Source organism: Bacillus sp. JUb11 (assembly GCF_024807925.1).
Lineage (GTDB): Bacteria > Bacillota > Bacilli > Bacillales > Bacillaceae > Bacillus > Bacillus altitudinis.
In genome coordinates this window covers 417,590-430,579 of the sequence record NZ_JANUEZ010000002.1, presented here as the reverse complement: position 1 = coordinate 430,579, position 12,990 = coordinate 417,590, and the positions used below count along the sequence as shown (strand labels likewise).

Genomic DNA, 12,990 nt, shown 5'->3' with positions numbered 1-12,990 from the left:
TGGATGTAACTGTCAAAGACGTAAAGACCTATCTTTAGAAAGGGGACGTTTTCACTAATTTTCCTCCTCATCTATATCAAAAGTCTTCAACCGAGAAGAAAAAAGCTGAAATTGAAAACTGTGAATTGTTCATTATGCCAATCTTTACTATAATCAAGGGAGTAGACCATGTAGAGGGAGGGTTTTTGTGATTACAAAAGCCATATTTGCACTTGTTTTTCCTTTCTTGCTCGTTATTTTATTTTCAAAGGTTACTTATAATCATTACGTTGGCATTGCATTAACAGTAGCGCTTTTATTTGCTTCGTATATGAAAGGCTATACAGAAACCTACTTTATCGTAGGATTAGATATTATTTCTTTAGTGGCCGGGGCATTGTTTATGGCCAAGAAAGAAGTCGAAAAAAGAGAGAAGGCTGAAAAACATCATTGATGTGATCCCTCTTGATGAAAAGAAAATGTTTTTGATTGCAGGAGCTGTGCTTACGATTCTAGTGAGTGCAGCTTTCTTTTTTGTGGTTTTTCTGCTGATCGAATATCTCGCTCCAAAATGTTCCATACTGAAAGGAAGGTTTCTTTAGAGGGTTATGAGCCACGGCAGAGAGGGTATGGTTGTATTGGAAATAAAAATCAAGTCAGACACGAACTTTAGTTCGTATTTTTGTGTTCTTTTATGATAATATATTCATTAGATAGATTTCGTAACGAAACGGAGGCTTTGATGTGAGTGACCGCTTTGAATTAGTTTCTAACTATCAGCCCCAAGGAGATCAGCCAAAAGCCATTGAAAGGCTTGTGGAGGGCATCCATCAGGGGAAACAGCATCAAACGCTGTTAGGTGCTACAGGTACGGGAAAGACCTTTACTGTATCTAACCTGATCAAAGAAGTGAACAAACCAACACTTGTCATTGCGCATAATAAGACACTTGCCGGACAATTATACAGCGAGTTTAAGGAATTCTTTCCGAATAATGCTGTTGAATATTTTGTGAGTTATTATGATTATTACCAGCCTGAGGCGTACGTGCCTCAAACTGATACATTTATTGAAAAGGATGCCAGTATTAATGATGAGATCGATAAGCTAAGACACTCCGCCACATCCTCATTATTTGAGCGAAGAGATGTCATCATCATTGCCAGTGTGTCCTGTATTTATGGCTTAGGTTCTCCTGAAGAATACAGAGAGCTTGTGCTGTCTTTACGAACTGAAATGGAAATTGAACGCAATCAACTGCTGCGTAAGCTTGTGGATATTCAGTATTCTCGTAATGATATAGATTTTCAGCGCGGAACCTTCAGAGTTCGAGGAGACGTCGTTGAAATTTTTCCTGCTTCACGAGATGAGCATTGTATCAGAGTGGAGTTTTTCGGTGATGAAATTGAACGTATTCGTGAAGTAGATGCTCTCACTGGAGAAATTCTCGGTGATCGTGACCACGTTGCTATTTTCCCAGCATCTCACTTCGTCACAAGAGAAGAAAAGATGGAAAAAGCGATTATTAATATTGAAAAAGAGCTTGAGGAACAGTTGGAAAAGCTTCGTGAAAACGGAAAACTACTTGAAGCACAGCGTCTTGAGCAGCGGACAAGGTATGACCTTGAGATGATGAGAGAGATGGGCTTTTGTTCAGGGATTGAGAACTACTCAAGACATCTCACCTTACGTCCGCCCGGTTCAACACCTTACACATTGCTTGATTATTTTCCGGATGATTTTATGATTGTTGTCGATGAGTCACACGTGACCATCCCGCAAATTCGCGCCATGTACAATGGGGACCAGGCAAGAAAACAAGTGCTTGTTGATCACGGATTCCGTCTGCCGTCAGCACTTGATAATAGACCACTCACATTTGCTGAGTTTGAAAAACACATTAACCATATTGTGCATGTATCCGCAACACCTGGCCCATACGAGCTTGAGAAAACGCCAGAGGTTGTGGAACAAATTATTCGACCAACCGGTTTGCTTGATCCAATCATTGAAGTCCGTCCGATTGAAGGACAAATCGATGACTTAATTGGGGAAATTCATGCAAGGGTTGAGAAAAATGAGCGTGTGCTTGTGACGACTTTAACGAAGAAAATGTCTGAGGATCTGACAGATTATCTGAAAGAAATCGGAATCAAGGTCAATTATCTGCACTCAGAAATTAAGACACTAGAGCGGATTGAGATTATTCGTGATTTACGTCTCGGAAAATATGATGTGCTTGTTGGGATCAACCTTCTTCGAGAAGGTTTGGATATTCCAGAGGTGTCGCTCGTGGCGATTTTAGATGCGGATAAAGAAGGCTTTTTACGTTCAGAAAGATCCCTCATCCAGACGATTGGCCGTGCTGCAAGAAATGCAGAAGGCCGGGTTATTATGTATGCAGACAATATGACGAAATCAATGGACATTGCCATACAAGAAACAAAGCGGAGACGTGAGCAGCAAGAAGCGTATAATGAGAAATTTGGTATCACTCCGCAAACGATCCATAAGAAGATTCGAGATGTGATCAAGGCAACAAAAGTACATGAGGATTCGGAAGAATACGAAACAAAAGCAGCACCAAAGTTGTCAAAAATGAGCAAAAAAGAACGAGAAAAAGTGATCGAAAACGTCGAGATGGAAATGAAAGATGCAGCAAAAGCGCTTGATTTTGAAAAAGCAGCAGAATTAAGAGATCTATTGCTAGAGCTAAAAGCGGAAGGATGAATGCCAGATGGCTATGGAACGAATAGAGGTGAAAGGGGCAAGAGCCCACAACCTTAAAAATATTGATGTCAATATCCCGCGCGATCAGCTAGTGGTCATTACGGGTTTATCTGGTTCGGGAAAATCGTCGCTTGCCTTCGATACCATTTATGCAGAAGGTCAGCGCAGGTATGTTGAATCACTGTCAGCCTATGCACGTCAATTTCTCGGTCAAATGGACAAACCAGATGTAGATGCGATTGAAGGGCTTTCTCCAGCGATTAGTATTGACCAGAAAACGACAAGCAGAAACCCTCGATCAACCGTTGGGACTGTTACAGAAATTTATGATTACTTGCGTCTATTATATGCTCGAGTCGGAAAACCGATTTGTCCTATTCATGGGATCGAAATTACATCACAGACGATTGAGCAAATGACAGACCGTATTTTAGAGTATCCAGAACGAACGAAACTACAAGTGCTTGCGCCGATCGTATCTGGACGTAAGGGAACACACGTGAAAGTACTTGATCAAATTCGGAAGCAGGGCTACGTTCGAGTCAGAGTTGATGGCGAGATGGAGGACCTGTCAGAAGAGATCGAGCTTGAAAAGAATAAAAAGCATTCCATTGAAGTGGTGATTGATCGAATTGTCGTGAAAGAAGGCGTGGCTGCACGGTTGTCTGATTCTCTTGAAACGGCACTCCGACTTGGTGAAGGTCGTGTGATGATCGATGTGATTGGACAAGAGGAGCTGTTATTTAGTGAGCATCATGCTTGTCCGCACTGCGGATTCTCTATTGGGGAACTTGAGCCAAGAATGTTCTCGTTTAATAGCCCTTTCGGTGCCTGCCCAAGCTGTGATGGGCTTGGTTCTAAACTAGAAGTAGATCCAGAGCTTGTGATTCCGAATAAGGATTTGACTTTACGTCAGCATGCCATTGCCCCATGGGAGCCTCAAAGCTCACAATATTACCCGCAGCTTCTTGAGGCGGTATGTACACACTATGGAATTGACATGGATATTCCAGTAAAAGATATTCCGGCGCATTTATTTGATAAAATTTTATATGGTAGCGGCTCTGAGCTGATTTATTTTAAATATGAAAATGATTTTGGCCAGGTCCGTGAAAATGAAATTGAGTTTGAAGGTGTGCTTCGTAACATTGAACGGCGCTACAAGGAAACGAGCTCCGATTATATTCGGGAACAGATGGAAAAATATATGGCCAATCAGCCATGCCCGACCTGTAAAGGATATCGCCTGAAAAAAGAAACACTTGCGGTTCTCATCAATGGCAAACATATCGGAGAAATGACCGATTTGTCTGTATCTGATGCCCTTGATTTCTATGAGAAAATTGAGTTGTCTGAGAAAGATTTGCAGATTGCCCAGCTCATTTTACGTGAAATCAAAGAGCGCTTATCCTTCTTAAATAATGTCGGATTAGATTATTTGACATTAAGCCGGTCTGCTGGCACATTATCAGGCGGGGAGGCGCAGCGGATTCGTTTGGCGACACAAATTGGATCAAGACTGACAGGCGTTCTTTATATTTTAGATGAACCATCGATTGGTCTGCATCAACGGGATAATGACCGATTGATTGGAACATTGAAAAACATGCGTGATATCGGAAACACACTGATTGTCGTAGAACATGATGAAGATACGATGCTTGCCGCTGATTATCTCATTGATATTGGACCAGGTGCAGGGGTTCATGGAGGAGAAGTGATTTCAGCTGGAACGCCAGAAGAAGTCATGAAGGACCCAAAATCGTTGACTGGACAATATTTATCTGGTGAGAAATTCATCCCGCTTCCGATTGAGAGACGAAAGCCTGACGGCCGCTTCATTGAAATTAAAGGGGCAAAAGAAAACAACCTTAAAAACGTGAATGCGAAGTTTCCTTTAGGTGTCTTTACCGCTGTGACGGGTGTGTCAGGATCAGGGAAAAGTACACTTGTGAATGAAATTTTATTGAAATCCCTTGCCCAAAAACTGCACAGAGCAAAAGCGAAGCCAGGACAGCACAAAGAAATCAAAGGAATGGATCACTTAGACAAAGTCATTGATATTGATCAATCTCCAATTGGCCGTACACCAAGATCCAATCCTGCTACGTATACAGGTGTATTTGATGACGTGCGGGATGTCTTTGCGCAAACCAATGAAGCGAAGGTACGAGGCTATAAAAAAGGGCGATTCAGCTTTAACGTGAAAGGTGGACGCTGCGAAGCGTGTCGTGGAGATGGCATTATTAAAATTGAAATGCACTTTTTACCTGATGTATATGTGCCTTGTGAAGTGTGTCACGGGAAACGTTATAACCGCGAGACGTTAGAGGTCACGTATAAAGGGAAAAATATTTCCGATGTGCTTGAAATGACGGTAGAGGACGCACTTCAATTTTTCGAGAATATCCCGAAAATTAAGCGGAAGCTGCAAACGATCTTTGATGTTGGATTAGGATACATTACACTTGGGCAGCCTGCCACGACATTGTCTGGTGGAGAGGCGCAGCGTGTGAAATTGGCATCTGAGCTTCACCGCCGTTCAAACGGAAGATCCTTGTATATTTTAGACGAACCGACAACGGGTCTTCATGTGGATGATATTGCTAGGTTGTTAAAAGTGCTCCAGCGCTTGGTCGAAAACGGGGATACGGTATTGGTCATTGAGCACAACCTTGATATTATTAAGGCAGCCGATTACCTTGTTGATCTAGGACCAGAAGGCGGTGCTGGTGGAGGAACGATTATTGCTTCAGGAACACCTGAACACATTGCTAAAGAAGAAGCTTCTTACACCGGTCGATACTTAAAACCGATTTTAGAGCGTGATCGTGAGCGAATGAAACAGTTAGTCAAAGAAACAGAAAGTGTGACATCCTCATAAAGAAAAACCCCTCCGAAAGAGGGGTTTCAGCGTGTAGACAAACCCTCGCATTCTTTGTCAGTCCTGCGTGCCGGTGCTCACGAATGTCAAATTCGCTCCGCGCCAGTACTCGTCCTTCCTAGACTGCAAAGGTTTTCTATCACGCTGAAAAGAAGACAAAGGGCTAAAATCAAGTTCATTTTAGCCCTTTGTCAACAATCTGAACCCCCTCCGAAAGAGGGGTTTTCCTTTTATTGCACATCTTCCTTTGGCATTAAGTTACTGAGGTGCGTTAAATCCTTTAAAATATGAGTGCTGCTACTATCGAGCAGTACTTTTAAATAACGGATATCACCATACTTCGGATGAGACGGATGAATGGCCTCTAGCTCCTTGATCATATCGCTGTTCATGCTTTTCTGTTTCTGTATAAGGTCTAAAAGCGTTTGTGCCGTGTGGTTAGCATTATGATGATCTGTCAAAATAATTACCCCCTATAATGATAATCACCATCTTTTCAACATATTTTAAAGGGTAATCCATGAAGAATCTACACTTAGGTGCAAAAAGAAATAATTTGTGTCTAAGGTCATATGTAAATCGAATGAGTTTGAAACTTTTTATACGCCATAAACGTATGAGTTAGAAAGGAATTTTCATCATGAAGGAGCGAATATATATGAACAGAGATCAGTCGATCATTGCATCTATTTGTTATTTTAGTGTATTTTTCATGCCGTTTATTGTACCGATCGTGGCATATTTTGTAGTGGATCAAAAGGAAACGAAACGGCATTCGCTGCGTGCATTGTGGTCACATGTTTTGCCAGTCGCAGCTTGTGTGCTGCTGGTTTTTGGATCTATCCCCTTTTTATTGACGACACAGGCAAGCGACTCACTCGTTCCAGTGTTCACTGTACTTATCTTGTCCTTTTTAGTCGCCATTGGCTTTTTGATCTCTGTCATTTGGAATATCATTCAAGGTATTAAAGTGCTTCAATCCATCAAATCGTAGGAGGGCTTTGTATGAATGAAAAAGAACGCATTTTAAAATTAGTAGAAGACGGGACATTATCTGCAAAAGAAGCGATTACGCTGCTTGAAAAACTAGAAGAAAATCAGTCCATTTCACTAGAAAAATCAACGGCTGATCATACCTTTCATGAAGAAAAAGCTGGCACAGAGAATAAAGGAACTGGTACTGAAAACCTCGGTGCAAAGCTGTTTGGATGGTTAGATTCGGCGGTGAAAAAGGTCAAAGATGTAGATCTTGATTTGAACTTTGGACAGTCCGTCGACGTTGAACACATTTTTCAATTCAAAGACGCGGCACTGTCCCATTTAGATATTCAATTGGCAAACGGCAGTCTCAATTTGATGCCTTGGGATGATGGGGATGTTCGAGCAGAGTGTCATGCGAAAATTTACCGTGCAGAGGATGGAGAGCAGGCAAGACATCAATTTCTTCAACATCTGGATTGCGGACTTGAAGGGGACAAATTTTTTATCCGAACTGAAAAGAAGACCATGAAGGTCAATGTCACCCTGTATGTACCACGTATCCAATACGATAAAATCAAAGTCAAACTGTTTAATGGACCGATTCGCGGGGAAAAGCTAAAGACAAAAGAACTGGCTGCAAAAACAACAAATGGCGTCGTCTCTTTTGCCTCTTTACAAGCAGAAAAAGTCGGAATTGAAACAGCAAATGGACAAATCAAACTGGCTGATCACGAGTGTGGTATGATTGAAGTAGAAACCATTAATGGGCTCATTGACCTGCGCGGGAAAAGTGAATCAATTGATGCACAGAGCTTCAATGGGAACATTGCTGTTCAGCTGTCAGATGAGAAATGCCGTTCGATCTATGCAAAAACGACAACAGGCAGTGTGGACGTTCAGATTCCGCGTGCTTGTGCAGTGACTGCGGAGCTGAAAAGCAATCTCGGATCGATCTCTCATGAGCTGCTTGATGCAAATATGATTAAAGAGAAAAATGAAACGCTGCAAAAAGAGAAAATGATCAAAGCCAATCAACAGGCGGAGCACAATATATCCATTTTTGCAGAAACAAAAACAGGCTCAATCCAAGTAAAGCACCAATCAGACAAGGAGTGATTCTACATGAAGAAGCTTTATCGTTCAGCGACAGATAAAAAAATAGCGGGTGTTGTCGGTGGACTTGCTGAATACTTAAGTGTCGATGCATCCCTGCTTCGTATTTTAACGGTGATCATCGGATTTATGACAGCATTTATGCCGATCTTCTTGATCTACTTCATCTGGTATTTTGTTGTTCCGGAAGAAGGCACTAACTAAATGCTTAGATGGATCGTTAGTATTCTCGTCAATGCATTACTTTTAATCGTCATTGCTGGATATTTTGATTCAGGCATTCTGCCAGGCCTTGGTAGTGTGTATATTGAAGGCTTTGGCGCAGCGATTGTAGCAAGTATTATTTTGTCCTTGCTCAATATTTTAGTGAAGCCGTTTTTGATCATTTTAACGCTGCCAGTGACAGTACTTTCACTAGGATTGTTCCTCTTTGTCATTAATGCCATCACACTGATGATGACCTCAAGCTTTATGGGAGATAGTTTTAACATTGATGGGTTTGGAACGGCCATTTGGATGGCTGTCATTTTATCCATTTTCCATCTGCTCATACAAAAAGGAATCGTGGAACCGTTAGCGAAAAAAAGCTAACGGTTTTTTTGTGTGAATTTATATCGTTTCCCCGTTCCATCTGTCATAAAAACCGTCTTCAGGAGACACAATATCCGAAGGGAGGCGGTGCACGATGGTGAATGTGAGCAGACAAATCATTCTTTTGCTTTTTTTGAGCATTCTTTTTTGTTTCAGTCAGCCTGCTTCAGCAGGATCTTTGACACAAACACAAGTGAACATACGAAATAAGCCCTTTTCACCTTTTATCTTTGATCAATTTCAAGTAGATGTCCGTCCGGTTCAAGGAAAAAAACGTGATCTTCAATTTAGGGCATCTATTAGTCAGTCAGAGCAAATTTTGTCTGCAAACTTGTACTATAAACAGAGTGATGAGCTAGGATATCGATTGATCCCAATGGAACGATTGCCGGGGATGAAACCAGAATTCACAGCGAAAATCCCGACAGATCAATTGTGGAATCCAACAGTTCATTACTATACAGAATTCCTGACGCAGAAGTCTGTCATCAAAACAACCGAACAAGCAGTTCACTTAAACGGATTTGAAGAGGATCTCTCACAAATTCCTGAGCTATTGATGACAGAAATCGTCGTGAATTCAAAAAACCGCAAAGGCAAGGATGCTTTTGAATTCATCGAGGTGTATAACACAACACATGCACCCATTTCACTTCGACATTACCAGCTTCGCTATCGCAATCCAGCGCAAGGCGTGGAGATGGATGATATATATTCATTTCACACAAGTCCTATTACCATTTCTCCTGGAAAGCCGTACGTATTTTGGCTTAGAAAAAAAGGGCAGGAGCATTTAACGGTAGCGGACTTTAATGCGATGTACAAAAGCCATTTAAAAGAGGGCGAGCAACTATCGGTCATTGAGAGTAAAGGATTGTCCAATTCTAAATCCCGCCTTGTTTCTATCACAACAAATATAGGAGAAGAGGTATCGTCGGCATCCTATCGTTTAAAGCCTTCATTGTTTAGCGAGCACAGATCGTTACTGTTCAAGTATCCAATGGATGGTACGACACAAATGAAGCTGATCTCGAAAGTGGAGGAAGAGCCAACACCCGGAAAAGTGTTAAAAGCACAAATTCCAACTGAAAAAAAAGAAATATCACAAGATGTTCATAAACCTGTGATTGAAGATATGACAGACAATCAACCGATAAAACCAACTGAAGGCATTGAAATGAGAGCAGATGTGCAGGATGATCAGTCCGTCAAAACGGTCAAATTGCGATATCGAACCAATCGTCATGAAGATTTTAAAGAGGTGCTGCTTCAAAAGGATCATAATGATCGGCTGTTTCACTATATTATTTATTCACCTGAGCTCATCGGTAAAGATCGATTGGAATATCAGATTGAAGCGTCTGACGGCGAAAATCAAGCAATGACAATGAAAAAAACAATTGATGTGGAACAAGTAAGCAAAGCTCACGGCCTTCGATTGAATGTAGAAGAAGGAGATACGGTTTCAGGCGTATTTCACTTAAAAGCAACAGCAGATCAGAAAAAAAGCATAAAATTAATGATAGATGGAAAACCGATTCGACAAGTATTCCCTGCACTTGAAGCAGATCCATATCTTGCATTTGATGTCAAAGGGACAAATTTATATTTTAAGAATGGTGTGTCTATAGGTAAGCACTTACTTTCCATTTTTGATGATTCGACAAAAGTGTATCGCACCTATACGATACCAATACCAGAAAAACACTTAGAAAAGGCAGGTCCACAAACGATATCATTCCATGCTGGGACGAAGTCATCGCCGTTTGACCGATTTCCTGGAGAAAATCACGATGATTTTGAATTGAAAAATGTCCAGATGATTTTATCGAATGGAACTCAAATTCTGCCTCTAAATGCGAGCCAGCATGAGGAATGGAAAATGGGCGACGGTGGCAGCGCTAAGAAGGTAAGAGCATTTCAGTTTCAAATCCCGAAGCAAGCATATGCTTCAAGCTATATTCAGTGGGATACAAGAAGGCTGAAAGAAGGAGTACATGTTGTTCAGGCTAAAACCGCAGACGAATCTCAATCTGTACGTGTGAAAGTCGATAACACGGGTCCGAAAATCAAGAGTAATATACAGGCAAATGACCAATATAAAGGCGTCTTTACGTTAAAGGCAAAGGTGACGGATCGTTGGAGTGACATAGCGGAGATGAAGGCATATTTAGATGGAAAACCGATCTCTTTGCCTTATCAAACGTCCTCTAGCGAATTAGAACCTGGGGAGCACACATTGAAGATAAAAGCAAAAGATGCCGCTGGAAACAAATCAACTTTGAAAAAGGTTTTTAAGACGGTACATGAACACCCTGAAACGCCAGAGAGAGTGTCAGATAGGACAAAAAAGGAATCATCTAAGCAAACAGTGCTAACCAATGATCCTACTAATGATCAGTTAGATTACTCCTTTTACCGTGCCTATCAATATACATCGCTGCATCCGTCCATGAAGATTTTCAAGTATGCAGCGGAAACAGAGCCGCCAAAACATTTAAATGAAACAGGGGAAATGATTTTTTCTGATCGAGAAAGAAATCGCATTGCATTTGCTGATGGTAAATCAGTGGAAACGAAAGATCTACAGCATTTTCCTTATCATCGCTTTCAAATCAAGGTTCATCACGATGTACGTGAAAAGGATGTTGTCGAGGCTGTATGGAAAGGAAGCTCATTATCAGGGAGAAAGGTAACGATGTACGCTTGGAATCATCAGCAAGAAAAGTGGGATAAAATCACTCATCACTTTGCCAAGGATGAAAAGGAATTTTACCTGAAAGGGCTGCTGTCAGTCAGACAGTATATGAAAAATCAAACGTTTGATTTGCTTGTACAAGATGAGATCAGTAAGACGTTAAAGCCTTATAAGATGGTGTGGATGTCTGATACTCAATATTATGCCAGAAGTTATCCTCATATCTTCAAAAAAATGGTCGAGTGGATCAGAGATCAAAGGGACCCATTAAATATTCAATATGTGTTCCATACAGGTGATATTGTGGATGATTCAAAGGATAAGCAATGGAATCGTGCCGATACATTTATGCGTGTGTTAGATCAGCATCAGATTCCTTACGGTGTATTAGCTGGTAATCATGATGTCAGACACAAAGACGGCCATTATAGGGAATATGGGAGATACTTTGGAGCGAAACGCTTTGAAGACAAGCCATATTACGGTGAATCCTATCAAAACAATCGAGGTCATTATGATCTTATCTCTGCTGGTGGCAATGATTATATGATGGTGTATATGGGCTGGGGGATCAAGCAAAATGAGATTGACTGGTTAAATCGAGTCATTTCTGAACATCCAGATCGCATTGTCATTTTAAATTTCCATGAGTATTTGTTAGTGAGCGGCAATCGAAGCCCAATTGGAGATTTGATCTTCCATCAAGTGGTAAAGCGTCACCCAAATATTGTCGCAGTATTTAGTGGCCACTACCACGGAGCCAGCCGAAAAGTAGATGAGATTGACGATGATCATGATGGAAAAGTGGACAGAAAAGTATATCAAATCCTTGCAGATTACCAGTCAGGTCCTGAAGGCGGTCAAGGTTTTATGCGGCTGATCACTGCGGATCAAGAAAAAAATAAGCTTCATTTCACCACATACTCACCTTACTTGAATCAAGAACATTTTTATGATCCAAAAACGTATGGGGATCAAGATGAATTTTCAATTGATGTCGATTTAACACCAAAAATGAAATCCGTTAAAACCAATTATTTTGAATTGAATGTCTACACAAACGTTCTTCTTGGAGAAGTCAAAGGTGTGAAAAGTGGTAAAAAAGCAACCTTTGAATGGAAAGGGTTAAAGCCAAATCAAGAATATTATTGGTACACTGTCGCAAAAGACCGTTTCGAAGGGAAAGCGATTTCGCCTATATGGAAAATTCATACAAAAAATGATGATCAATCAACATTTCTTAGGAAATAAAAAACTGTGCTTTCAGGAGCACAGTTTTATCTTTCCATTGTGTGAGTGAGCTTGTATCGATCCCCTCTATAAACGGACATGACATACTCGAATGGAAGGTCATTTTGAAAATAAGTTGTTCTTGCAATGGAGAGAACAGGGTCCCCTAATGAAATAGAAAGCACGTTAGCTTCTTCCTTTGAAGCAACATTGGCTTCAAGCTCCTGCTTGGCATGGGCAATGGTTAGACCTGTGTTCGCTTCTATATATTCATATAAAGATCCAGTTAAATGGTCCTTTGTGAGCTCGCCAGCAAATTTTTCAGGAATATAACTCGTTTCAATAGCCATTGGTTCATCGTTTGCAAGGCGGATTCGTTTTAATTCATAGACATCTTCACTGTTCGACAGCTGTAATGATTGCAGCAAGTGCTCTGGGCATGCGACTTTTTTGAAATCAATCAACTGACTTGAAGCTTTGAGCCCACGTTGACGCATATCTTCTGTAAAGCTTGTTAAGCCCTGAAGCGGTTGTTCAAATTTCTTTCGGCTAACAAATGTTCCTTTTCCTTTTTGCCGGTATAAATATCCTTCGTTCACAAGGTTCGATAAGGCTTGTCTGACAGTCATTCGGCTAATACCAAAGCGTTCGGCATATTCTCTTTCAGAAGGAATGAGTGTATCAGGTGCTAACGTTCCATCCTCAATCTGCTTTTTCAAGTTCTCCATAATCTGATGGTACATGGGGATAGGTGATTGCTTATCAATAAACATGTGAAAATCCT

At 41.0% G+C, this 12,990-nt stretch carries 10 protein-coding genes; 8 read left to right on the top strand and 2 right to left on the bottom strand.

The genetic code is table 11. The features are described from left to right. Positions 1–187 precede the first annotated feature (187 nt). The 3 genes from M2369_RS05415 to uvrA all read left to right on the top strand — a co-directional run bounded on the left by M2369_RS05415 (position 188) and on the right by uvrA (position 5,593). Positions 188–433 carry a CsbA family protein gene (locus M2369_RS05415; RefSeq protein ID WP_259253536.1) on the top strand — a complete coding sequence of 82 codons (246 nt, stop codon included), beginning with the start codon at positions 188–190 and terminating at the stop codon, positions 431–433. 290 nt (positions 434–723) lie between these two features. Continuing rightward, positions 724–2,709 (top strand): excinuclease ABC subunit UvrB, encoded by a 1,986-nt coding sequence (gene uvrB / locus M2369_RS05410; RefSeq protein ID WP_259253535.1) that lies wholly within the window; start codon positions 724–726, stop codon positions 2,707–2,709. A 7-nt stretch (positions 2,710–2,716) separates the two neighbouring features. After that, positions 2,717–5,593 carry an excinuclease ABC subunit UvrA gene (gene uvrA, locus M2369_RS05405; RefSeq protein ID WP_039169061.1) on the top strand — a complete coding sequence of 959 codons (2,877 nt, stop codon included), beginning with the start codon at positions 2,717–2,719 and terminating at the stop codon, positions 5,591–5,593. A gap of 230 nt (positions 5,594–5,823) precedes the next feature. Here uvrA and M2369_RS05400 read toward each other — a convergent pair whose 3' ends face one another. Continuing rightward, the gene (locus M2369_RS05400) at positions 5,824–6,054 is read right to left on the bottom strand and encodes a hypothetical protein (RefSeq protein WP_008348188.1); all 231 of its coding nucleotides are present in this window, start codon (positions 6,052–6,054) and stop codon (positions 5,824–5,826) included. Between the two features lie 197 nt (positions 6,055–6,251). Here M2369_RS05400 and M2369_RS05395 point away from each other — a divergent pair, with 197 nt between their 5' ends. The 5 genes from M2369_RS05395 (at position 6,252) to M2369_RS05375 (ending at position 12,227) form a co-directional block, all read left to right on the top strand. Then, a complete protein-coding gene (locus M2369_RS05395) occupies positions 6,252–6,587 on the top strand; it encodes a hypothetical protein (protein WP_024719900.1) in 336 nt (111 codons plus the stop codon). Between the two features lie 11 nt (positions 6,588–6,598). After that, positions 6,599–7,690: a DUF4097 family beta strand repeat-containing protein gene (locus M2369_RS05390; protein WP_076821163.1), complete on the top strand. Its 1,092-nt coding sequence runs from the start codon at positions 6,599–6,601 to the stop codon at positions 7,688–7,690. A 6-nt stretch (positions 7,691–7,696) separates the two neighbouring features. Continuing rightward, complete coding sequence (locus M2369_RS05385) at positions 7,697–7,891, top strand: PspC domain-containing protein (RefSeq protein WP_008348183.1); 195 nt, start codon at positions 7,697–7,699, stop codon at positions 7,889–7,891. Next, positions 7,892–8,278, top strand: coding sequence for a phage holin family protein (locus M2369_RS05380; RefSeq protein WP_024423577.1), 387 nt, complete (start codon positions 7,892–7,894; stop codon positions 8,276–8,278). It abuts the gene before it with no gap. 94 nt (positions 8,279–8,372) lie between these two features. Further along, positions 8,373–12,227 carry a lamin tail domain-containing metallophosphoesterase family protein gene (locus M2369_RS05375; RefSeq protein ID WP_259253534.1) on the top strand — a complete coding sequence of 1,285 codons (3,855 nt, stop codon included), beginning with the start codon at positions 8,373–8,375 and terminating at the stop codon, positions 12,225–12,227. 26 nt (positions 12,228–12,253) lie between these two features. Here M2369_RS05375 and M2369_RS05370 read toward each other — a convergent pair whose 3' ends face one another. Continuing rightward, positions 12,254–12,979, bottom strand: a complete 726-nt coding sequence (locus tag M2369_RS05370) for a GntR family transcriptional regulator (RefSeq protein WP_041507821.1) — start codon at positions 12,977–12,979, stop codon at positions 12,254–12,256. Positions 12,980–12,990: the final 11 nt, after the last annotated feature.